Below are 23152 nucleotides of genomic sequence, written 5' to 3' on the forward strand. Positions count from 1 at the left end.
TGAGCCGGGTGTGTCAGCACCGGCCGGTGCGCAGCGCGACGGTCCAGTCGTCGCGCCCGCGCGTGGCCGCGGTGGCCGCGGCCGTGTGCCAGTCGTATTCGACCGCATGGAATTCGACGTTCCACCCGGACGCCGTGCGCGACACCATCGCGTAGCGCGCGTGCGGCGAGCCCGTCTCGATGCGGTGCGGATGCGGCAGGTCGTCCGTATACGCCTGCAGCCCGACGCTGCCCGGGTTGACGATCAGCCGGCCGTCGTCGAGCTTCGCCGTGCGCGGGAGGTGCGTGTGGCCGCACAGGATCAGCGATGCCGGTTCGTCGCCCGCGCGCTGCGCGATTTCATCGGGCGTGGCCGCGCGGCAGCCGTCGGGCGTGACCGTTTCGAGGAAATAGACGAGGTCGCTGTCGGGCGTGCCGTGCACCATCAGCACGTCGTCGCCGAGCGTCATGCGTTCGGGCAGCGCGGCGATCCAGTCGAGATGGTCGGTGCGCAGCGTGTCGTGCGCCCAGCGATCCGACAGCCGCATCGACTCGCGATCGCCGGTGAGCAGTTGCCGTTCGTGATTGCCCTTGATGGTGGGCAGGTCGAGTGCGATCAGGCGGTCGGCCGTTTCGGGCGGATGAAGCGCGCCCGACAGGATGTCGCCGAGATTGACGATCACGTCGGCACCGCGGCGGCGGACGTCGTCGAGCACCGCGTCGAGCGCGGCGAGGTTGCCGTGGATGTCGGACAGCGCGGCGATTTTCATGGCGGATCGTCGAGGAAGGGAACGGCGATTGTCGCCAATTCGGCACAGGCCGTCCAATGGCGTGCGCATGCGAAGCGGTGCGCGGTCTGACGTGAAGCGGCGGGTCGCGCGTCAGTCGGTCGCGAGGCGCGCGTACATCGCGAAATCGCCCGGCGTGCCGCGCACCATCTTGTAGGCGCGCAACAGCCCTTCGTAGCGGTAGCCGCACTTCTGCAGCACGCGCGCGGAGCCCGCGTTGCTGGTCAGCACGACGGCCTGCATGCGCATGAAGCCCTCGGCGAATGCCCACTCGGTGACGGCCGTGCACAGCGCGCTCGCGATCCCGCGCCCCCAGTGCGACGGCGCGAGATCGTACGCGATCTCCGCCGAGCGGTTCACGGTGGACACGGTATGCAGGCCGATCGTCCCGGCGAGCACGCCCGAGGCTTCGTCGATCACGGCGAGACGCCGGATAGAATCGGGATCCGTGGATTCGATCGCGTCGAACAGCGGCAGCAGATCGTCGGGCGAGCGCAGGTTCCAGCTCGTGTGGCGGAAGACGTCGGGGTTCGTCAGGTACGCGTACCACGCGTCGAGGTCGGCGCGTTCGAGCTGGCGCAGCGACAGGCCGGGAAAGCCGGAGCGGGGCGGCGTAGCGACTCTCATCGGAATCCGCTCCTACGCGGCATGACGCCGGTACAGCGCGAGCGATCCGGCGAGCGCGAGCAGCATCGCGCCGCACGTGCGTTCGAGCCACAGCGCGCCCGCGCGCTTCAGCAGCCGCACCGCGCGTGCGCCGAGCAGCGCGTAACCGAACATCACGACCCCGTCGAGCAGCGCGAACGTGACCGCGAGCGCGACATACTGCGGCGCGAGCGGCGCGGACGGATCGAGGAACTGCGGCAGGAAGGCGGAGAAGAACAGATAGCCCTTCGGGTTCGTCACCGCCGTGAGGAAACTCTTCGCGAAGATCGACGCGTTGCGCCCGGATGCGTCGCCACCGTGCGCGGCGGCGACGTCGAGCGAACCCTTCGACATCAGCAGCCGGATGCCGACGTACGCGAGATACGCGGCGCCGAGCCACTTCACCACCGAGAACCAGAACGCCGACGCCATCAGCAGCGCGCCGAGGCCGAGCGCGACCGCGACGATCAGCACGAAATCGGACAGCATCGCGCCCACGAAGCCGTAGGCCGCGCGGCGCACGCCGTAGCGCGAGCCGTTGGTCAGCGCGAGCAGCACGGTCGGGCCGGGTGTCGCGATGCCGACGAAGGCGACGGCGGCGAAGATCAGCAAGGTCGTTTCATGCATGAAGGCACTCCCGATGGATGGCGCGCGTTCGATTATCGGCTGCGTCCGCCCAGGCTGTACAGGGACGGCGCGCCGCGCCCACGGTCGCCGGATCGACTATCTCGATTTTGACAAGAAACTGTTTTCACTATTCCGCTATCGATTAGAACCGGTTCCAACTACCATGGCGGCCGCAGTGGGCATGCCCGCCGCGTCGTCGCGCGCGGACGCTGCCGGCCTCGCACCGCCGGCGGATCTCGCCGTCCGCGCGCTACTCGCAACTGACAGCCAGAACAACGGGCTCACCGCCCGGAGACACGACAACCATGAACAAGCAACTGATCGCAGCCCCGCTGCTGCTCTCGCTCGCGGGCATCGCCGCCGCGCAAAGCTCCGTCACGCTGTACGGCATCGTCGACGCGGGCGTGACCTATCGCAGCAACGAGCGGGTCGGCTCGGCGGGCGCGTACACCGGCCATTCGAACGTCGGGCTCACGACCGGCAACCTGTCCGGCAGCCGCTGGGGCATCAAGGGTTCCGAGGATCTCGGCGGCGGGCTGCGCGCGCTGTTCGTCCTCGAGAACGGCTTCGACATCACGAACGGCACGTCGGGCCAGGGCGGCCGCCAGTTCGGCCGCCAGGCGTTCGTCGGCCTCGGCAGCGACCGCTACGGCTCGGTCACGCTCGGCCGCCAGTACACGTCGCTCGACGACTTCGTGAGCCCGGTCGGCCCGTCGTCGTACATCGGCGGCTTCGGCGCGCACCCGGGCGACATCGACGACCTCGACCAGACCGCGCGCGTCGACAGCTCGATCAAGTACACGAGCGCCAACTACTCGGGCTTCACGTTCGGCGCGCTGTACGGCTTCGGCAGCCAGCCGGGCAGCATGAAGCAGCGCAACACGTGGAGCGTCGGCGCGGCGTACGCGGCGGGCCCGCTGCGCGTCGGCGTCGGCTACGAGCGGTCGGACAACAGCAAGACGGGGGCGACCGACCCGACGGCCGGCAAGTGGCAAAGCACCGACGACGGGCTGTTCAACTCGTCGATCAACGAAGGCTATGCGAGCGCGCAATCGCAGCAGATCATCGCGACCGGCGCGACCTACGACTTCGGCCCGGCCGTCGTCGGCGTGAACTACAGCAACGTGCAGTACCGCAGCGGCGGCCAGTCGCTGTTCACGGGCCACGCGACGTTCAACGTCGCGGGCGTGTTCACGCGCTGGAACGTGCGCCCGCAGACCCAACTGTTCGCGGGCTACAGCTACACGCGCGGCAGCGATGTCGATGGCGTGGACGACCGCGCGCAGTATCACAACGTCACGCTCGGCGCCGTGTACGACCTGTCGAAGCGCACCAGCGTGTACCTGCTCGGCGCGTACCAGCATGCATCGGGCATGACGCTCGACGCGCTCGGCCGGCCGGTGGTCGCGACCGCGTCGGTGTCCGACAAGGCGAACGGCCACTCGTCCGATTCGCGCTCGCAGGCCATTGTCAGCCTCGGCCTGCGCCAGAAGTTCTGACGCATCGCGATCGTTGCAGCCGCAACGTTGCCCGCAGCCGATGCCGGCAACGTTGCACCCATGCTCCTATACTGTCGCCTCCTTTCCTGGAGGAGACGACATGACCCGAACGCATTCCGCGAGCTGCCTGTGCGGAACCGTCACCGTGACGCTGCGCGGCGAGCCGGCGGCGCGCGCGAACTGCCATTGCGCGACCTGCCGCGATTTCTACGGGACGCCGGTGCTGTCCGCGACCGCGTGGCCGCCCGAGCAGGTGGCCGTCGAAGGCGGTAGCACGACGTTCCCGCATCCGGCGAAGTCGATGTCGCGCACGTACTGCGCGTCGTGCGGCGAGATCGTGTTCGGCACCAACCGGCTCGGCATGCGCGTCGTGCCGAACAGCCTGGCCGCGCGTGCGCACGGCGGGCAACTGCCCGGCGACCTGCAGCCGACGATGCACCTGTTCTACCGGCACCGCGTGGTCGACATCGTCGACGCGCTGCCGAAATTCCTCGACGGCTGGGACGGCCCGACGCTCGACGACGCGAACTGAACGATCGCGGCGGCGTGCCGGCACGGCCGGCGCGCGGTTTTCGGGTTTTCTCCGCCGTATCCGGCTTTCCCCTCCCTTCCTCCCGCCGCATGCCGCCGCGCTGAATCGCGATAACGCGATTGCGCCGGATAATATTTTTTCTCTTTCATTTCAATTTCGATTTGTAATCATCGAGCCCATTTCCGGGGAATGAAAAAGACCATGCGGGCATTTCAGAAAAAATGACGTGTTCGTATTGAGTGGCCCGGAAGAAAATGCCGGGGAAAAAGCACCGAAATCGTGCGCCCGGCGAGCTGCTGCGGCGCGGTGAACGGGTTTGACCATCGTTGACGGAAAAGCGCCGGACGGCAAAAAGAACGGAGTGAATAATTCGGGATGACGGCGAATGCGTTTTAGCCGGAATCACCAATATTTCATGCGCCGCGATTTACAGTGTCGACCATTGAACGTTCGGGAGCATTATTCATGTCAATGAAACAAATTCGGGCGGCGTTGCTGGGAATGTGCATGGCGATGCTGGCGCCGGCGAGTCACGCGCAGGTGCAATACTCGACCGACTGGCTCGCGAACACGTACGGCACGCTGGCGCAGCACGTCGGCAATGCCGCGCGCTCGATGTGGGTCGCGCCCGAGGGCGTGATCTACACGTCGTCGCGCTGGGACGAGAACGCGGGCGGCGTCGCGCTCTACCAGAACGGCCAGACGATGGGCACGATCGGCATCCACGACGAATTCCAGGGCGGCGCGATCACCGGCAACGCGACGTCGATCTTCGTCGCGCTCGGCTACAACCGCACCTTCGGCAGCGGCTCGGTGGGCCGCTACAACCGCAGCACGAACAAGCGCGACCTGCGCATCCCGGTCAGCACGTGGACGGGCCTTCCGAACCCGGACGTGATCACCGGCCTCGCGACGGCCGGCAACCTGCTGTACGCGAGCGATTTCTACGGCAACCGCGTGCGCGTCTACACGACCGACGGCGTCTGGCAGCGCGATATCGGCGTGACCGGGCCCGGCGCGCTGGCGCTCGATGCGGCGGGCAACCTGTGGGTGGCGCGCATGAGCGCGGGCGTGGTCGTGCAGTACGGCGCGACCGGCACGCTGACGAACACGATCCAGATGGCGGCCGGCGCGCGGCCGTCGTCGCTGTATTTCGACGCGTCGACGGGGCAGTTGCTGGTGGGCGACCAGGGCCCGGACATGAACATCAAGATCTACAGCCTCGCCGGGTTGCCGCAGCAGATCGGCACGTTCGGCGTGCAGGGCGGCTATCTCGACACGACCTCGGGCATCAAGGGGCAGGTGGGCGACAAGCGCTTCACGCGCGTGGTCGGGATCGGCAAGGATTCCGGCGGCAACCTGTACGTGCTCAACAACGCGTGGGGCGGCGGCTGGGATCTCGGGCGCAACGGCAGCACCGACCTGCATGCGTACAGCCCGACGGGCGCGCTGCAATGGAAGCTGCAGGCGCTGAACTTCGAGGCGATCGCCGCACCCGACCCGGCGACGGACGGCGCGTTCTTCTACAGCGGCAACAACGTGTATACGGGCTCGGCGGGCGGCACGTTCGTCGCGAACACGGTCGACCCGTTCACCTATCCGAAGGACCCGCGCCTCGACATGAACGACTACCAGCGCGGCCAGCATTTCGGCCAGCTCGTGACGGTCGGCGGCAACCGGATTCTCGTCGCGTCGGGCCAGAACCCCGGCAACTTCAATTTCTATTACTTCACGCCGGCGACCGGCTATATCGCGAATCCGGCCGGCTCGCTGCCGGGCAAGCCGTTCAACACGACGTTGCAGGTCACGACCGGTTTCGACATCGACGGCAACGGCGACGTGTGGGCCGGGCTGAACGGCTCCAACGCGATTACCCGCTACCCGATGACGGGCTTCGACGCGACCGGCAAGCCGTCATGGGGCAAGCCGGTGACGACGCCCGTGCCGAGCACCGTGGCGCCTACCACGCGCATCCTCTACCAGGCGGACAGCGACACGATGATCCTCGCGCAGGGCCTCGCGAACAACTGGGACTGGACCGCGATGAACGGGCACATCGAGGTCTATCACGGCTGGAAGAGCGGCAACACGACCGCGCCGAACCCGGTGATCAACCTGACCAGCGCGAACCCGAAATCGATCGCCGCGGCCGGCCACTACCTGTTCGTCGGCTACGTGCACACCGTGCCGAACGTCGACGTGTTCGATCTCAACACGGGCGCCCTCGTCACGACGCTGACCAACTCGAACACGTCGGCGATGGACGTCGGCAACGACGTCGACTCGATGTACGGGATCCGCGCGTACCTGCGCTCGACCGGCGAATACGTGATCACGAAGGACAACTACAACGGCACCAGCATGATCGTGTATCGCTGGCATCCGTGAGCGCGCAAGCCGTGCAGGCCGTGCGGGCCGGATAGCCCGCACGGCGCCCGCGTCACGGCGCGCCGAGCACGCGCCCGTTCACGCTGAGCCCGTACATCGAATCGGGCGAGTTGTGGAACTTCGCGCGCGTATCCTGCACCGAGCCCGTGAAGCGCGGATCCTGCGGACGTTCCTGGCTGTCCATGAAGGTCGCGACGTCCCACGCCTCCTGGTCGGTCAGCGTGCCGCCGAGCCCGAGCGGCATGTTGGCCTTGATGAAGCCGGCCGCATTGCGGATGTCGCCCATCCCCGCGCCCCAGTTGAACGAACGCGCGCCCCACAGCGCCGGGAAGACCGCCTTGCCGCCGCTTGACTGCCCCTGGCCGTCCGCCCCGTGACACAGCACGCAGTGCTGCGTGTAGACCGCGGCGCCGCGCGCATAGTCGGCCTTCTGCGCGGGCGGCGGCAGTTTCAGGAAACCCTGCCCCGGCAGCTTCGTGCCGACCGGTGCGCCCTTCGCGAGCCAGTACGAATAGGTCTCGAGCGCGACGAGGATCGGGTCGCCGGCCGGCGGCGCCTTGCCGTTCATGCTGTAGCGGAAGCATCCCTGCAGGCGCTCGGCGAACGTGTTCACGTGGCCGTTCTTGCTGCGGTACGCCGGATACAGCAGGTACGCGGCCCACATCGGGCTCGAATCGGGCCGGCGGCCCGCGTCGAGGTGGCAGCTCGCGCAGGTCAGCTTGTTGCCGACGTACTTGCCCGCGAACTCGGGCGTGTGCAGGAAGATCTGCTCGCCGAGCTTCACGGTCTTGCCGAACTCGTCGGCGGGTATCGCGGATTCGGCGGGCGGCGCGAAGGGTCTGGCAGCCGTCGCCATCGTGGCCGGCGCGGGTGCGGAAGCGGTGGCCGGTGCGTCCTGCGGGGCGGCCGCGAACGCGAGCGCGGGCATCCAGGCCGCGCCGAGCAGGGCCGCGCGGGCGCGGCGGATCAGCGTCGTGCGGTCGGTCATTGCTTGTCTCCTTGTGCTGCGCCGCCGCGCGCGTAGTAGGCGGCCACCGCGTCGATGTCGGCGTCGGACAGCTTGCCGGCGATCGCCGGCATCAGCGCCATCGGCCCGGGCGGGCGCGTGCCGTGTTTCCAGCCGGTCAACTGGCCGGCGATGTACGCGGCCGGCTGGCCCGCGAGCGGCGGAAACGCGGTGCCCACGCCGAGACCGCCGGGGCCATGGCATTGGGCGCACGCGGGCAGGCCCTGCGACCAGCGTCCGCGCGTCGCGAGCCACGCGCCGGTGTTCGCCGGGGCGATCGACGTGTCGTCGGCCGCGACGATGCCGGCCGGCGCGGGCAGGCTCGCGAAGTACGCGGATACCGCATCGCGCTCGTGCGGCGTCAGCAGTTTCGAGAGCGGCTGCATGACCGGGTTCTGGCGGCTGCCGTCCCCGAACGCGGCAAGCTGCGCGGACAGATAGGCGGCATGAGTGCCCGCGAGCCGCGGGAAGCCGGCCGCCGAGTTACCTTCGCCCTGGCTGCCGTGGCAGCCGATGCACGCGGCGACGCCTGTCGTCGTGCCCTGTGTGGCGATCGTCTTGCCGCGCGTCGCGTCGTCGGCGCGCGCGTGGCCAGCCAGCAACGCGGCCGCTGCGAGCAGCAGCGGCGCGAACCGGCGGCGCGGTGTGTCCACCGTATCGTTCACGTGTCCCCTCCTTGTTGTCGGTCGCGTGCGCGCCGCCGGACTGCCGGCGCGGCCGCGCGGTCAGCCCGCGTCGGGCTGCTTCTGCTCCGGCGCGAGGTGCTGCGCCGGTGTCGCCGCATCGTAGCGGCCAAAGCCGTAGCGCTGGAAAATCCGGAACGCTTCCGGCGACCGGATGAACGCGAGCCATGCGCGCGCGGCCTCCGGATGCGGTGCGTCCTTCACCATCGCGCCTGCATAGATCGCCGTCGTATTCTGCTCGGCCGGAATGTCGATGTGCATCAGCGGATGCCCGACCTGTTCCTGGAATGCCGCTTCGGATTGCCACAGCACGCCCGCGTCCGCACGCCCCTGCATCAGGAACAATGCGGTTTCCCGGTGGTGGATGTGGGTGAGCTCGGTCGTGCCGGTGCGCACCTTGTCGTCGTAGACGGTACGCGCGAGCGCATCGCCGCCGGCTTTCACGAGCGACGCGCGGATCTGCCGCGCGACGCCTTCGAAGGCCGGATTGGGCATCGCAAGCTGCACGTCGGGCCGCGCGAGGTCGTTCAGCGACGCGATGCGCTTCGGATTGCCGGCGCGCACCATGATCGTCAGCTGGTTCGTCACGTACGGCACGGCCGGGCCGGCGAGCGTGCCGTCCGCGATCAGCCCGTTGATCTTGCCGAGCCCCGCGAAATACGCATCGGGCTTGACCGTCCACGTCATGTTGCCGACGGTGATCGTGCCGCCCGCCTGGATCTGCTTCACGAGCAGGCCGGGCGGGATCGTCTCCCAGTAGATGCGGCCGCGATACTCGGGATGGTCTTCCTCGAACTTCGCGACGAGCGGCGCCATCGCGAAGAAGTAGTTGCCGCCGACGAACAGCACGAGCTTCGGCGCGGTGAGGTCGCCATGGAAATCGGCAAGCACGTCGACCTGCGGCACCGTGAATTCGAGGCCACGGTGCGTCGCGTCGTTGTTGCGGCCGTTTTGCCAGGGCGGGAAGACGGTCGTAGCGGTGTCGGCGGGCGCGGCGAGCGAGAGGGCCGATGCGCAGCAGAGCCATGCGGCCAGCACGGCGCGCAGCGTGCGCCGACGGCGGCGCGACGGCGATGGCGGTTGTAGTTGCGGGGGGATCGAGGTCATCGCGGCGCTCATTTTGCGTATGTGAAGCCGGCCTGCTGCAGTTCGGGCAGCGTGCCGACCGCGCCCGGCGTGACGATCGCCGACGGGATCACGTGGTTGGTCAGGTCGGCCGCGAGCGCATCGAGCGGCAGCTTGTCGGGATTGGCGTTCGCGCCGTCGAGCCGTTCCGCGAGTTCCCAGATCGCGTTGTGGCACGACAGGAACACGACGCCGCGCTGCTGCAGCGCGGCGAGGCTGTTGTCGTGCGAGGAAAACGCGCCGTCGGGCAACTCGTGGTCTTGCGCGCCCTTCGATTGCGCGGGCTTCGCGTCGAGCAGCGTGTTGGTCGGGAACGCGGCGCCGGCGAATTTCGCGAGTCCGTATTTGTCCCACGCGGCCTGGTCGAACAGCGCGAGATGCGCGCTGCCGTGCGTGGCCGATACGACGAGAAAATCCGGGTGACGATACGACCAGATCTGCGCATTCAGCGAATTGCGCATCAGGTTCAGCCACGGGCCGCCGAGCTCGGTGTTGTCCCACACCTGCTTGGGGCCGCCGCGGTAGCCGGTCAGTTCGGCGAGTGCCGCGTGATCCCACTGGTCGGGGCGTTCGAGGACCATCGGCACCGTCTTGAAGTCGCGCCGTCTCGGTGCGGCCGCGAGGCGGCGCGTGAGGTCGGCGAGGTGCGTGGCGCCGCCGGGCAGCAGCGCGCCGGTTTCAGGCGTGGCGGCGTGAGCGGGGCGCGCGGCGGCGAGCAGCGCGGTGCCGGCCGCGAGGCCGAGTGTCTTGAGCGCGCCTCGGCGCGCATGCCGGTCGGACATGGCTTATCTCCCGGAATCGTTTTTGTGGGGGGCGTGTCGCGTTGCCGCGCCGTGGCGGAACGTCGCCATCGCGTAGCCAGTCTAGAGGCGTGCGATCGATACCGGAAATCGCGATATCGGATGAGAGATATTCGAGGGTCCGATGATTGGCGGAAACGACAAGGCCGCGCGGTGCCGACTCATGCGGCGCCGCGCGGCCTTCGTCGACCGTGGACGATCAGTGCGCGGTGCGTTCGCGCAGCACGCTCGCAGGCCGCACGTTGCGGACGAACACGCCGGCCAGCACCGCACCCGCCAGTGCGATCGCACCGGCCAGCACGAACGCGGACGCGAACGAGCCGCTGCGCTCGACGATGAAGCCGGTCACCGCCGGCCCGATCACGCCCGACAGGCTGCCCATGCAATGCAGGAAACCGCTGACGCCGCCGACGCGCGCCGGATGCACGACGTCCTGCACGATCGCCCAGTAGATCGCGCCCGTCACGTACAGGAAGAACAGCGACACGGACATCAGCGCGACCGCGCCCTGCGTCGACTGCACGGCGCCCGCGACGGCCACGCATGCGCCGGCGCCAAGCAGGCAGGTGACGAGCACGATCCGGCGCGACAGCAGCAGATTGCCGGTGAGCCGGTACAGCGCATCCGAGATCGCGCCGCCGCAGGCGAGACCGACCGTGCCGACGAGCCAGGGCACGACGGTGGCGACGCTCATCTCCTTGATGTTCAGGTGGTGCGCCCGCACGAGGTAGCTCGGGAACCAGCTCAGGAAGAAGAACAGCACGTAGTTGTAGCTGAAGAACGCGGCGGCCGTCGCGAGGATGCGCGGCTGGCGCACGTAGTGCGACAGCGTGTGCGCCGGCGTCGCGGCGTCGGCCGTCGCAGGCACGTGGGCGGTCGACGCGGCGAGCGTTGCCGCGGACGCGCGCGGCGCGTCGTTGACCGGCGTGGCCGGGCGATCCGACGTCGACATCATCCACACGACAACCCACGCGAGCCCGATCGCGCACACGATCCAGAACGCCGGCCGCCAGCCGAACTGCGCGGCCAGCAGGCCGACTATCGGCCCGGCGATCGCACCGCCGAGCGGCGAGCCGGCGCTGAGCAGGCCCATCGCGGTCGCGGCGGCGTCGCGCGGCAGCCAGTTGTTGACCATCTTGTTCGCGGCCGAGCACAGCGGCCCTTCGGCCATGCCGAACAGCAGCCGCACGATCAGCAGGCTCACGAAGCCGACGGTGAGCGCGGTCATCCCGCAGAACACCGACCACAGGCCGACCGACAGCACGTACACGAGCTTCGGCCCGAGCCGGTCGGATGCGAGCCCGCCGATGAAGTTGAACAGCGCGTAGCCGATGAAGAACGTGCTGAACACGAGGCCCATCTGCGCGGCGTCGATGCCGAGATCGGTCTGCACGATCGGCGCGACGATCGACAGCGCGACGCGGTCGAGATAGTTGATCCCGTACACCAGGAACAGCAGGAACACCGTGAACCACGCCTGCGACTTCTGCTTCATGTCCGTCTCCTTCGTGCCGGTGGGCCGGCCGTCATGGTTGTCTCGTCGATCGTTCGCCGCGCCGGTTTCTGTATCGGCGGGCTGCGAAGCGGTATTGCGCGGTTCGCGTCGGGTGCCCGTGAACCGGGGAAAGCGGTCGTTCAGCGCGCGTGCAACGGGGCGAGCAACGCGTCGGTGCCGTGCGCGCGCAGCGTCGACAGGTGCGCACCGACACGCGCGATCAACGCATCGGGCCACGCGGTCGAGCCGGCCAGCGCGGTGCTGCCGAGGGCGGCTCGAACCGCATCGGCGGCATCGCCGGCCGCCGACAACGTCGCGCCGAGCGCGGCGGCACCCGGATCGCTGATCGTGAGCGGCCGACCCGATTCGTCCTGCGCGGTGGCGAGGTAGTGCAGCCACAGCGCGAGCGCGCGTTCGAGGTACGGGCGCTCGACACCGGCAGCCGCGCTTTCGCCGAGCGCGGGCAGCCAGCGCAGCGGCACCTTCTGCGTGCCGTCCATGGCGATCTGTTCGGTGCGATGCGCGAGCGTCGGATTGCGGAAACGCTGCACGAGCGTCGCGCAATAGCCATGCGCGTCGTAACCGGACGGCACGTCGACGGTCGCGAGCAGGTCGCGCGTCATCACACCGTCGACGAGCGCCGCGATCGCCGGATCGGCCATCGCGTCGGACACGGTCGCGCGACCACGTAACTGCCCCGCATACGCGATCGCCGAATGCGAGCCGTTCAGCAGCCGCAGCTTCATCGTTTCGTAGGGCCGTACGTCGCCGACGAGGTGCGCGCCGGCGTCTTCCCAGCGCGGGCGCGGGCCGGCGAAGCGATCCTCGAGCACCCATTGCGAGAACGGCTCGCAGACGATCGCGGCCGCGTCGCGTGACCCGAGATGCGCGTGCGCCCAGTCGAGCGATTCGGGCGTCGCGGCCGGCACGATCCGGTCGACCATGCTGTTCGGGAACGCGACGTCGTCGCGGATACGCCGCGCGAGCGCGCCGTCGATGCGTTCCGCGTAGTCGATCAGCAGCGCGCGCAGCGTGTCGCCGTTCGACGTCATGTTGTCGCAGCAGACGACGGTCAGCGGCGCATGGGCCGGCCGCAGGCGCAGGCCGGCCGCGATCACGCCGAGTGCGGTGCGCGGCGCGTCGGGCGTCGCCAGATCCTGACGAATCGCGGGATCGTCGGCATCGAGCCCGCCGCCGCCGGGGCGGCGGCAATAGCCTTTCTCGGTCACGGTCAGGCTGACGATCGACACGGCCGGGTCGGCGATCAGCGCCAGCAGCGCGGGCAGCGATTCGGGCGCGAACAGCGCGCCGTGCACCGCGCCGACGATCCGCGTGCGCGCACCGTGGCCGTCGCGTTCGGTCACCGTGTACAGGTGATCCTGCGCGGCGAGCAGGTCGACGGTATGGCGCCGCCGCAGTTCGACGCCGACGATCCCCCAGCGGAGGTCGCCTTGTTCGAGCACCGTTTCGGTATGCAGCGCCTGGTGCGCGCGATGGAACGCGCCGAGGCCGAGATGGACGATGCCGGTGCGGACCGCCTGCCGGTCATAGCCGGGGCGGCGCGTGCCGGGCGGCGCGGTGCGCAGGAAATCGGGGGCGGATGGCATGACGGTTAGCAGCGGTTTGTACCATGGTAGATGTGGAGATGCGTGCAGGTTATTTCGACTTTTAGCGTGAAGTTATCGGTGTAAACGCTAAATCGCCTGAATCGGGCGGCTTATGTACCATGGTAGTCATCGATATCGAGTCGGATCAATCGCAACCATGAGCGAAACGGCAGTACTGGAAGAAGCGGACGTCGTGGTCACGGCGTTGCAGGGGTTCTCGCTGGACGAGAGCCGGTCATATACGGAGCAGGTGCATGCGCTGCTGCGCCACGCGATCGTGCGCGGCGCACTGCCGCCGCGCATCGCGCTGTCGGAGGCGGTGATCTCCACCACGATCAAGGTCAGCCGCACGCCGGTGCGCGAAGCATTTGCGCAGCTCGCCGACGAGCGGCTCGTGCAGATCATCCGGAAGGTCGGCACGCTGGTCGCGCCGATTCCGGTGTCGATCCTCGAGGAAGGGCGCTTCGCGCGCAGCACGCTCGAATGCGCGAACCATGTCGAGCTCGCGCAGAAGATCACGCCGGCGCAGCTCGCGGAGCTGTCGCGGATCATCGACGCGCAGCGCGAGGCCGTGGCGGCCGGCGACGTCGAAGCGTTCTTCGATCTCGACGAGGCGATGCACGGCCGGATGTTCGCGTTCGCGGGCCGGCCGCACGTGTGGGAAATGCTGCAGCCGATGAAGCGCCAGTTCGACCGCGTGCGCTGGCTGCTGCTCGACCGCGTCGAGGATCATGCGCGCCGCGCGCTGCAGGAACACGAACAGATCCTCGCGCACATCGCGTCGCGCAACATGGCGCTGCTCGGTGCATCCGTTGCGATGCACGTCGACCGGATCGGCTCGCATCTGCCGGAAGTGCGCAGCCGCGCGCCCCATTACTTTGTCGACTGAAACGCCCGCTGGAGGAGCGCAGTGAAAATCGAACGCTTGCAGACCTTCGTCACGTGTCCGGGCCGGAACTTCGTGACGGTGAAGATCGTGACCGATGAAGGCGTGTACGGCCTCGGCGACGCGACGCTCAACGGGCGCGAGCTCGCTGTGCGCGCGTACCTGGAAGACCACGTGTTCCCGTGCCTCGTCGGCCGCGACCCGCGCAACATCGAGGACATCTGGCAATACCTGTATCGCGGCGCGTACTGGCGGCGCGGGCCCGTGACGATGACGGCGATCGCCGCGATCGACATGGCGCTGTGGGATATCAAGGGCAAGCTCGCGGGCATGCCCGTCTATCAGCTGCTCGGCGGCAAGAGTCGCGACGGCCTGATGGTGTACGGCCACGCGAACGGGCGCGATCATGAAGAAGCGGTCGACGCGGTGCGCGCGCACATCGAGGAAGGCTACCGTGCGATCCGCGTGCAATCGGGCGTGCCGGGGCTCGACAAGGTGTACGGCGTCGGCAAGACCGCGGGCGCATACGAGCCCGCCGAGAAGGGGTTGCCGCCCGAGGAGCCTTGGGACACTGCGCTCTACCTGCGCCACACGCCGGAACTGTTCCGCAAGGTACGCGACGCGGTCGGCGATGCGCCGCACCTGCTGCACGACGCGCATCACCGCCTCACGCCGATCGAGGCCGCGCGGCTCGGCCGCGATCTCGAGCCGCACCGGCTGTTCTGGCTCGAGGATGCGACGCCCGCGGAGAACCAGGACGCATTCCGCCTGATTCGCCAGCACACGACGACGCCGCTCGCGGTCGGCGAGGTGTTCAACTCGATATGGGATTGCAAGGACCTGATCCGCGACCAGCTGATCGACTACATCCGCGCGACGATCGTGCATGCGGGCGGCATCACGCACGTGCGGCGTATTGCCGACTACGCGGCGATGTACCAGGTGCGTACCGGTTTCCACGGCGCGACCGACCTGTCGCCCGTCTGCATGGCGGCGGCCGTGAACTTCGGGCTGTGGGCGCCGAACTTCGGCATCCAGGAACTGATGCCGCACAGCCCGCTGACCGATGAAGTGTTTCCGCACAGCTACCGCTTCGAGGACGGCTATCTCGTGATGGACGACGTGCCGGGCCTCGGCGTCGACATCGACGAGACGCTGGCTGCGAAATATCCGTACGAGCGCGCATACCTGCCGGTCGCCCGGCTGCGTGACGGCTCGATGTGGAACTGGTAAGCGTTGAAGATCGGAAGGAGGGAATCGAAATGTTGAGTGTCGTTGTCGATCGTCCGAACAGCATGGGCGTGCGTGAGGTGCCGCTGCCCGTGCCCGTCGCCGGCGAAGTGCGCGTGAAGGTGCGCTATGCGGGCATCTGCGGGTCGGACCTGCACATCTTTCACGGCAAGAATCCGTTCGTGTCGTACCCGCGCATCATCGGCCACGAGTTCGTCGGCACGATCGAGTCGGTCGGCGCGGGCGTCGATGCCGCGCGGCTCGGCGAGACCGTTGCGGTCGACCCGGTGATCAGCTGCGGGCATTGCCACGCGTGCACGATCGGCCGTCGCAACGTGTGCCGCCACCTGACCGTGCTCGGCGTGCATCGGGACGGCGGCTTCAGCCAGTACACGTGCGTGCCGGCCGGCAATGCGTACCGGATTCCTGAAGCGATCGCCGATACCTGCGCTGCGATCGTCGAGCCGTTCGCGGTGGCCGCGAATGCGACGTCGCGCACCGGCGTGCTGCCGGGCGATGTTGCGCTGATCTACGGCGCCGGCACGGTCGGGCTGACGATCCTGCAGGTGCTCAAGCGCGTGTACGGCATCCGCGCGTTCATCACCGACCGGCTCGATGCGCGGCTGCAGCTCGCGCGCAAGTGCGGCGCGGCGGAAGACGAGATCATCAACACGAGCGTCGAGTCGCTGCCCGACGCGCTGGAACGGCGCGGCGTCGACGGCGGCCCGACGCTGATCTTCGATGCGGTGTGCCATCCGTCGATTCTCGAGGAAGCCGTGCGGATCGCCGCGCCGGCAGCGCGGATCGGCGTGCTCGGTTTTTCATCGGAACCGTCGGCGATCGTGCAGGCCGAGCTGACGAAGAAGGAGCTGACGCTCGCGGCGTCGCGGCTGAACTGCGCGATGTTCCCGCAGGTGATCGACTGGATCGCCCGCGGGCTGATCGAGCCCGAGCATATCGTCACGCACAAGGTGGGCTTTCGGGATGTCGCGCGGGCGTTCGACATGGCGGAGCGCAATCCGGCGGAAAGCTGCAAGATCCTGCTCGATTTCGCGGGCGGCTGATCGCGGTTCCATCCTGTTTCGCCGCACCGGCCGGAGCGTGTCGCGCGTGTCGCGCCGCACCGGTCGCATGACGCGATCGCCCGCCGACGGCGGGCCAGGGCGGTGCGAATCCCGCGCGCCGCATCGGGGGCAGGTTCGGGATCGAACACATCGATATCCACCATCAGGAGACATGCATCGTGACCCGGATTCCCTTCGAAGACATGCAGCGTGCGATCCATGCGGCGCTCGTGAATGCCGGCATGCGCGAACGCGACGCCGAGATCTGCGCGCGGGTGCATACCGAATCGACCTGCGACGGCGTCAATTCGCACGGCATCAATCGCGTCGCACGATTCGTCGACTATCTGGACAAGGGGTGGGTGAACCTTGACGGCGTGCGTGAGCGCGTCAAGCAATTCGGTGCGATCGAGGTCTGCGACGGCCATCGCGGCCCGGGTATTCTCAACGCGCTGTCCGCGACCGGCCGGGCCATCGAGATCGCCGACGAGCAGGGTGTCGGCATCGTGGCGATGCGCAACGCGACCCACTGGATGCGGGGCGGCACCTATGGCTGGCACGCTGCCGAGCGCGGCTACATCGCGATCTGCTGGACCAACACCGAATCCTGCATGCCGGGCTGGGGCGGCAAGAATACGCGCGTCGGCAACAACCCGTTCGTGATGGCGGTGCCGCGCGAGCGCGGCCATATCGTGCTCGACATGGCGATGTCGCAGTACTCGTACGGCAAGCTGCAGGCCACCCGCCTCAAGGGGAGGAACATGCCGTTTCCGGCAGGCTTCGACAGCGGCGGGAATTTGACGGCCGAGCCCGGCCCGATCGAGGCGTCGATGCGCATTTTGCCGATGGGCTACTGGAAGGGTTCGGGCTTCGCGATCATGCTCGACGTGCTCGCGGCGGTGCTGTCCGAAGGGCTCGCGACGAACGGGATCGATGCGATTCAGCAAGGAAGCTGCACCGGGTGCTCGCAGGTCTTCATCGTGATCGACCCGCGCAAGCTCGGCGGCGAAGCGTTCACGAACCACGTGGCCGACGGCGTGGCGGACTACGTGAACACGTCCGAGCTCGCGGAAGACAGCAACGAAGTGCTTTATCCGGGGCAGAGTGCGCTGCGCACCCGGATCGAACAGCGGCAGCACGGGATCGCCGTCGACGACGGAATCTGGGCCGACGTGCTCGCGCTCGCGGAACGCCGGGCGTCGCAGAAGCGCTGACGACACGACGGCGGCCACGCCGGCACGAGACGACGGATCGAACCCATTGTTGCAAGGACGCTTGTTTTAATCGGGAGAACTGACCATGAGGGCGGATGTCGCGCTTGCGCTGGACGCAGGCATCGAGGCACGGAACGAAGATGCGTTGTACCGGAAAGTGATACTGAGGATCGTCCCGCTGTTCTTCCTCGGTTTCATCATGTCCTACCTGGACCGCGTCAACATCGGGTTCGCGAAACTGCAGATGGCGGCCGATTTCGGTCTGACGAATGCGTCGTTCGCACTCGGTGCGAGCGTGTTCTTCTGGGGCTACATGCTGTTCGAGATCCCGAGCAACCTGATCCTGCGGCGTGTCGGCGCGCGGGCATGGATCGCGCGGATCATGATCACCTGGGGGATCGTGTCGATCCTGATGATCTTCTCGAGGAACGAGGCCGCGTTCTATTCGCTGCGGTTCCTGCTGGGCGTCTGTGAGGCCGGCTTCGTCCCGGGCGTCATGTACTACACGAACACGTGGCTGCCTGCCCGGCGCCAAAGCGGCATGTATTCATTGTTCCTGATGGCGTTGCCGGTCGCCGTCGTGTTCGGTGCGCCGCTGTCCGGCGCGATCATGGAGACGATGAACGGCGTGGCGGGCATCCGCGGTTGGCAGTGGCTGTTCCTGCTCGAAGGGCTGCCGTCGGTGGTGCTGGGCGTCGTCATCCTGATGCTGCTGCGAAACAGTCCGGCAGACGTGGACTGGCTGAGCGCGCGCGAGAAGCAGATCATCGAGGCGAACGTCGCAAAGGAGGCGGCCGTCAAGTCGCATCGCGTGGCCGATGCATTCCGGTCGCCGAAGATCTACGCGCTGATCGTCGTGATGATCCTGTTCAACACCGGGTTCTATGGCCTGACGTTCTGGATGCCGACGCTGTTTCACGACGCGGGGGTGGCGAACAACCTGACGGTCGGGCTGCTGACCGCCATCCCGTTCGGCGTGGCCGCCATCTGCATGTACGTGAACGCGAAGCGCGCGGAGCAATCCGGGCGGTTGCGCCGGCACGGCGTGATACCCGTCGCGCTGGCCGCGATCGGCTTGCTCGTCGCGACGATTGCGCACGACAACTTCTGGCTCGCACTGGTGATGTTGACCGTCGCGACATCGGGCATCCTGTCGCTGATGCCGATCTACTGGACGCTGCCGGGGCGCGTGCTGTCCGGCCCGGCAGCCGCGGCCGGCTTCGCGCTGATCAACGCGTGCGGGAGCCTGTCCGGCATCCTCGGCGCGACGATCATCGGCTATGCGGGCCTGCGGACCGGCATGACCATCCTGGCCGGCTTCCTCGCGTTGTGCAGCATCGTGTTCTACCGGGTCTGTCCGCCCAAGGCGGACTAGCCGCGCGCCACGCCGCGGCCGTCCGCACGATGGCGGTCAGAACGACACCGTCGTCGTCAGCGTGACGAGCCGCGGCTCGCCGACCGCGATGATCAGGTTATTGTTGCTCGACGGGTAGTAGGTCTTGTCGAGCAGGTTCTTCACGTTGAGCTGGAAGCGGGTCGGGAACTTGCCGATCGTCGTTTCGTAGGCAGCGAACGCATCGACGGTGACGTAGCCGGGCAGCGTGAAGCTGTTCGCGGTGTCGCCCGAACGCGCGCCGACGAGACGTGCGCCGCCGCCGAAGCGCCAGCGGCCGGGCAGGTTCGCGATCGCCGTGTCGTACACCGCGAACAGGCTGCCCGTGTGGCGCGCGACGTTGGCGAGCGGCGTGTCGCTGTCGCGATCGGTCGCGTTCGTATACGCATAGCTGCCGATCACGCTCAGATGGCGCGTGATCTGCCCCGCGACGTCGAGCTCGATCCCGCGCGAGCGCGCGGTGCCGATCGTCGACGTGAGATCGCCGACCGTGACCGCGACGTTGCGCTTGTCGATCTGGTAGACCGCGAGCGTGCCGGTGATCGCCGGCTTCAGGCTGAACTTCAGCCCGGCTTCGAGCACGCGGCCATATTCCGGCGCGAGCGGCGCGGCGACGTTCGTGGCGACGTTCGGCTTGAACGAGCGGCTCACGTTCGCATAGGCGGTCAGCGCCGGTGTGAGCGCATACGCGAGCCCGAACTGCGGCAACCAGACGCTGCCGCGCGAGCGGTCGGCGAACGCGAACGGCCGCCCCATCCCCGATTCCTGCTGCCAGTTTTCCCAGCGCAATCCGCCCACCGCGGTGAGCCGGTCGGTGAGCTTCACCGAGTCCTGCACGATCGTCGAATACGCGTGCGCTACCGAGCGTGAATCGCTCTGCTTCGGATTGGGCAGGCCGCCGGGTGCGAGCAGGTCGTACACGGGGTCGTACAGGTTGAAGCCCTTCGTCGCCTTGCCGCGGATCGTGTCGCCGCGGAAGCTGCGCTGCCGCTCGTATTCGCCGCCGATGTAGATCGCGTGGTTCATCCCGGCGAGCGTCACGTTGCCGAGCAGGCCGAGCGTCGCGATCTGGTCGGAATCGTTGCGCCCGAGGTTCGCGTCGGAAGAGCGCGTCAGTGCGCCGGTCGTGCTGTTGAATGCGGTGGCGCGGGTGATGGTTTGGTCGTAGCGATCGCGGCCCCAGCCGTAGGTCGCGCGCACGCGCCACGCATCGGAAAAGCGGTGCTCGATGCGCGCGCGCAGCGTTTCCTGGATGCCATTGCTCTGCGACCACGCTTCTTCGTAGCGGCGATAGCGCAGCGCATCGTCGAGCTGGCCGTTCACGAGCACGGTGCCGCGATCGAACGGCGTCGTGTAGTCGACGTACTGGTAGCTGACGTCGATCGACGTGTTCGCGTCGTGCCACGACAGCGCGGGCGCGATCAGCGCGTCGCGCTGGCGGCCGAAGCTGCGCCAGTAGCGGCTCGTGTCGTATTGCCCGGTCAGCCGGAACGCGAGCGTGCCGCCCGCGACCTGGCCCGGTTTGCCGAGCGGGCCGGTGAGATCGAACGTCGCGCTGCTGCCGCCGTGACTCGTGCGCGAGGCCGAGATCGAACCGCCGAACGTGTCTTCCGGCTTGCGCGTGACGAGGTTGATCACGCCGCCCGGATCCTGCATCCCGTAGAGCAGCGACGCCGGGCCCTTCAGCACTTCGACGCGGTCGATCGTCGCGAGGTAGCTGTGCAGCACCGGCGTGCGCACGCCGTCGACGAGCACGGAGCCGTCGTTGTTCGACCCGAAGCCGCGCTTGATGAACGCGTCGCGCGTGCCGCCGAGCGTGTTGGTCTGCGTGACGCCGCTGATGTTGCCGAGCACGTCGTCGAGCGAGCGCGCCTGCTGGTCCTGCATCACGCTGCTGCTGACCACCGCGACCGATTGCGGGATTTCCTTGATCGAACGGTTGTCGCCGCCCGCGATGCTCGTGGTGCGCGGCTGATAGCCGATCGTCGGATCGGCGGTTGCCGATGCGCTGACGCTGATGGCCGGGAGTTCGCGCGCGGCCGGCGGCGCGGGCGTGGAAGCGGAAGCAGAGGCGGCGGGTTCGGCGGCGCCTTGTTCGGCGGCGGACGCATGCGTGCCGCTCGCGACGCACAGGGTGATCAGGGCAGGCAGGCTCGTGCGCCACGGACGCAGGGTCCGGGCGCGGCGGGGTGTTCGACGGGATGGCATGAATCGATGCAGGACGGAGTACTAAGGATCGTGTCGCGTGCCGCGGCGTTTCACCGCGACCAAGGTGTGAATAATATATGTAATGAGAATCATTTGCAATTGCAATGAGGCGATCGGCGGCATGCGGGCCTTGGTTGCCGGGCCGTCGGCCGTCTGCTACCGTAGCGACCAAAATCAGACGCAGTGAAATTCAATGAGAGAGCCGGGGGCCGCACCATGTCATCTTCCTGTCACGTCGCGTTCAGCGCGACGCTGCGCACCGCACACGACCATGCGGGTGGAGAAGTGATCGCAGCCGTGTTCCGCCATTCGAACGACTGAAGCAACGGAAGCGAATTCATCGAGCGTTGTGCCGGGCAGCCGGCGAAGCGCCGTATTCAATCACTTCAACCACCACGCTTGACGGGAGACCACCCATGAAAAAGATTTCCGCGCCGTTCGCGGCGGCCGCGTTTGCGGCGTGCACGATGCTGGCGGGCGTTCACCAGACCGCCTGCGCAGCGTCGGACACCGAGCCCGCGATCGATGCGCATTACGGCGCCGTGATCGAGGCCTATACGCAGGATATGGCTGCCGCGAAGACGAAGTACGACGGCAAGCGCCTCGTGTTCGTCGGCGCCGTGATCCGGATGGGCGGCGATCCGGGCGGCACCTATTTCGGCGCGTTGACGGCCGACGGCGAGCAGTTCGACACGCATTTCGACGTGGCCGACCAGGAAGCGCTGAAGCCGAAATTCCCCGGCGGCGAGATCAAGCCGTTCGTCACGTCGGCCGCGTTCCGCTTCAGTTGCGTGAACGAAGGCTATATCGATGCGCCCGTCCTGCCGGGGTTGAAGCTGTCGCACTGCCGGCTCGCCAACTGACCTGCGCTGGCGCGGTGTCCGGCGTTCAGAACTTCTGCTGGATGCCGGCCATCACGCCGAGCTGGTTCATCCCGGTCCCGACCGTCCCGCCGGCAGCGACCGCGTTCGCAGCCAGCGTGCTGTTGAACATGTAGCCCACCGACGTATAGACGGTCGTCCGCTTCGACAGGAAATAGTTCGCGCGGCCGACGAGCAGCGTGGCATTCGTGCCGCCTTCACTGCTTTCGCGGCGCTGCAGGTAGCGTACGCCCTGAAGGTCGAGCGCGAGGTAGGGTGTCGCGTAGTACGTGCCGCCGGCGAACACGATATCGGCCTGCAGGTGTTCGGCCGCCGCGAGGTTGCGGCGGATCCATCCGGCGCCCAGTTTCGCGGGGCCGATCTTCACGTAGCCGGCGACGATGTCGCGCGTATCGGTGTACGCCGGGTTGTTCAGCGGGGCGAGCGCGCCGCCGCCGCCGCGCATCACGTCGTGCGACGCGGCGAGCCCGAAGTTGCTCGCGTCATACGCGAGCATCGCCGTGTACTGGCGGCAGGCGACGATGTCGCCGGGCACCTGTCCGGCGCAGCCCGTCGCCGACGGGCCTGCCGGCCCGGCCGCGTCGCGGCCGAAGCTGTAGGTGGCGCCGAGCGTCACGCCGTGGAACGTGCCCTTGTAGCCGATCGCATTGTCGCTGCGCGCGTTCGGCAGATAGGAATCGAAATCCGCCATCGAGTGAATCGACGGGCCGATCACGTCGGCATTGGTCAGCACGATCATCGACATGTTCATCTGCCGGCCGAGGGTCAGCGCGCCGAACGGACTGTTCACGCCGACATTCGCCTGTCGCCCGAACAGGCGCCCGCCGTAGTTCAGTGCACCGGTGCCGGGCTGGAAGCCGTTTTCGAGCACGAAGAAGGCCTGGTAGCCGTCGCCGAGATCCTCCGTGCCTCTCAGCCCCCACCGTGACGGTACCTCGCCGGTCAGCGTCGGCATGCCCGTGAACGATCCGCCGTGCGCGGCGTTGTTGTAGTAGGACACGCCGGTATCGATGATCCCGTACAGCGTGACGCTGCTTTGCGCGCAGGCCGGTCCGGCCAGCGCCATTGCCGTCGCGAGTGCGACGCCCAGTTTCGTTTTCATG

At 67.8% G+C, this 23152-nt stretch carries 20 protein-coding genes; 9 read left to right on the forward strand and 11 right to left on the reverse strand.

Annotated elements, in window-relative coordinates; all coding sequences use genetic code 11:
• Positions 1 to 13: 13 nt before the first annotated feature.
• From BDI24065_RS00235 to BDI24065_RS00245, 3 genes are all read right to left on the reverse strand, one after another.
• The gene (locus tag BDI24065_RS00235; RefSeq protein ID WP_175029477.1) at positions 14 to 748 is read right to left on the reverse strand and encodes a metallophosphoesterase family protein; all 735 of its coding nucleotides are present in this window, start codon (positions 746 to 748) and stop codon (positions 14 to 16) included.
• 111 nt (positions 749 to 859) lie between these two features.
• A complete protein-coding gene (locus tag BDI24065_RS00240; protein WP_175029478.1) occupies positions 860 to 1393 on the reverse strand; it encodes a GNAT family N-acetyltransferase in 534 nt (177 codons plus the stop codon).
• A 12-nt stretch (positions 1394 to 1405) separates the two neighbouring features.
• The gene (locus BDI24065_RS00245; protein WP_175029479.1) at positions 1406 to 2038 is read right to left on the reverse strand and encodes a LysE family translocator; all 633 of its coding nucleotides are present in this window, start codon (positions 2036 to 2038) and stop codon (positions 1406 to 1408) included.
• Positions 2039 to 2343: 305 nt separating this feature from the next.
• Between BDI24065_RS00245 and BDI24065_RS00250 the strand changes: the two genes are divergently transcribed.
• The 3 genes from BDI24065_RS00250 (at position 2344) to BDI24065_RS00260 (ending at position 6457) form a co-directional block, all read left to right on the forward strand.
• Positions 2344 to 3537, forward strand: coding sequence for a porin (locus BDI24065_RS00250; protein WP_175029480.1), 1194 nt, complete (start codon positions 2344 to 2346; stop codon positions 3535 to 3537).
• Between the two features lie 100 nt (positions 3538 to 3637).
• Positions 3638 to 4069, forward strand: a complete 432-nt coding sequence (locus BDI24065_RS00255) for a GFA family protein (RefSeq protein ID WP_175029481.1) — start codon at positions 3638 to 3640, stop codon at positions 4067 to 4069.
• A gap of 465 nt (positions 4070 to 4534) precedes the next feature.
• Positions 4535 to 6457: an SMP-30/gluconolactonase/LRE family protein gene (locus BDI24065_RS00260; protein WP_175029482.1), complete on the forward strand. Its 1923-nt coding sequence runs from the start codon at positions 4535 to 4537 to the stop codon at positions 6455 to 6457.
• Positions 6458 to 6509: 52 nt separating this feature from the next.
• On the opposite strand, the gene BDI24065_RS00265 is transcribed toward BDI24065_RS00260, so the two are convergent.
• The 6 genes from BDI24065_RS00265 to BDI24065_RS00290 all read right to left on the reverse strand — a co-directional run bounded on the left by BDI24065_RS00265 (position 6510) and on the right by BDI24065_RS00290 (position 13173).
• On the reverse strand, positions 6510 to 7445 hold the full coding sequence (locus BDI24065_RS00265) for a c-type cytochrome (RefSeq protein WP_175029483.1): 936 nt from the start codon (positions 7443 to 7445) through the stop codon (positions 6510 to 6512).
• Positions 7442 to 8128, reverse strand: coding sequence for a c-type cytochrome (locus tag BDI24065_RS00270; protein ID WP_175029484.1), 687 nt, complete (start codon positions 8126 to 8128; stop codon positions 7442 to 7444). The genes BDI24065_RS00265 and BDI24065_RS00270 overlap by 4 nt, the downstream gene beginning before the upstream one ends.
• Before the next feature lie 60 nt (positions 8129 to 8188).
• Complete coding sequence (locus BDI24065_RS00275; RefSeq protein WP_175029485.1) at positions 8189 to 9253, reverse strand: molybdate ABC transporter substrate-binding protein; 1065 nt, start codon at positions 9251 to 9253, stop codon at positions 8189 to 8191.
• Positions 9254 to 9261: 8 nt separating this feature from the next.
• Positions 9262 to 10053 (reverse strand): transcriptional initiation protein Tat, encoded by a 792-nt coding sequence (gene tetH / locus BDI24065_RS00280; RefSeq protein ID WP_175029486.1) that lies wholly within the window; start codon positions 10051 to 10053, stop codon positions 9262 to 9264.
• Between the two features lie 217 nt (positions 10054 to 10270).
• Positions 10271 to 11566: an MFS transporter gene (locus tag BDI24065_RS00285; RefSeq protein WP_175029487.1), complete on the reverse strand. Its 1296-nt coding sequence runs from the start codon at positions 11564 to 11566 to the stop codon at positions 10271 to 10273.
• 140 nt (positions 11567 to 11706) lie between these two features.
• Positions 11707 to 13173: a mannitol dehydrogenase family protein gene (locus BDI24065_RS00290; protein WP_175029488.1), complete on the reverse strand. Its 1467-nt coding sequence runs from the start codon at positions 13171 to 13173 to the stop codon at positions 11707 to 11709.
• A gap of 157 nt (positions 13174 to 13330) precedes the next feature.
• On the opposite strand from BDI24065_RS00290, the gene BDI24065_RS00295 reads away from it, so the two are divergent.
• The 5 genes from BDI24065_RS00295 (at position 13331) to BDI24065_RS00315 (ending at position 18942) form a co-directional block, all read left to right on the forward strand.
• Complete coding sequence (locus BDI24065_RS00295) at positions 13331 to 14062, forward strand: GntR family transcriptional regulator (protein WP_175029489.1); 732 nt, start codon at positions 13331 to 13333, stop codon at positions 14060 to 14062.
• 21 nt (positions 14063 to 14083) lie between these two features.
• Positions 14084 to 15292, forward strand: a complete 1209-nt coding sequence (gene manD, locus BDI24065_RS00300; protein ID WP_175029490.1) for a D-mannonate dehydratase ManD — start codon at positions 14084 to 14086, stop codon at positions 15290 to 15292.
• A gap of 29 nt (positions 15293 to 15321) precedes the next feature.
• Positions 15322 to 16353 (forward strand): Zn-dependent oxidoreductase, encoded by a 1032-nt coding sequence (locus BDI24065_RS00305; RefSeq protein ID WP_175029491.1) that lies wholly within the window; start codon positions 15322 to 15324, stop codon positions 16351 to 16353.
• Positions 16354 to 16532: 179 nt separating this feature from the next.
• Entirely contained in the window at positions 16533 to 17567 is a 1035-nt protein-coding gene (gene yiaK, locus BDI24065_RS00310; protein WP_175029492.1) for a 3-dehydro-L-gulonate 2-dehydrogenase, read from the forward strand.
• Positions 17568 to 17652: 85 nt separating this feature from the next.
• The gene (locus tag BDI24065_RS00315) at positions 17653 to 18942 is read left to right on the forward strand and encodes an MFS transporter (protein ID WP_175029493.1); all 1290 of its coding nucleotides are present in this window, start codon (positions 17653 to 17655) and stop codon (positions 18940 to 18942) included.
• A gap of 36 nt (positions 18943 to 18978) precedes the next feature.
• On the opposite strand, the gene BDI24065_RS00320 is transcribed toward BDI24065_RS00315, so the two are convergent.
• Positions 18979 to 21168, reverse strand: coding sequence for a TonB-dependent siderophore receptor (locus BDI24065_RS00320; RefSeq protein ID WP_175029494.1), 2190 nt, complete (start codon positions 21166 to 21168; stop codon positions 18979 to 18981).
• A 416-nt stretch (positions 21169 to 21584) separates the two neighbouring features.
• Here BDI24065_RS00320 and BDI24065_RS00325 point away from each other — a divergent pair, with 416 nt between their 5' ends.
• The gene (locus BDI24065_RS00325; protein ID WP_175029495.1) at positions 21585 to 22031 is read left to right on the forward strand and encodes a hypothetical protein; all 447 of its coding nucleotides are present in this window, start codon (positions 21585 to 21587) and stop codon (positions 22029 to 22031) included.
• Positions 22032 to 22056: 25 nt separating this feature from the next.
• Here the strand turns inward: BDI24065_RS00325 and BDI24065_RS00330 are convergent, their stop codons facing one another.
• Positions 22057 to 23151, reverse strand: a complete 1095-nt coding sequence (locus tag BDI24065_RS00330; RefSeq protein ID WP_175029496.1) for a porin — start codon at positions 23149 to 23151, stop codon at positions 22057 to 22059.
• Between the last annotated feature and the right edge of the window lies 1 nt (position 23152).

Source organism: Burkholderia lata (assembly GCF_902499025.1).
GTDB classification, from domain to species: domain Bacteria; phylum Pseudomonadota; class Gammaproteobacteria; order Burkholderiales; family Burkholderiaceae; genus Burkholderia; species Burkholderia lata_C.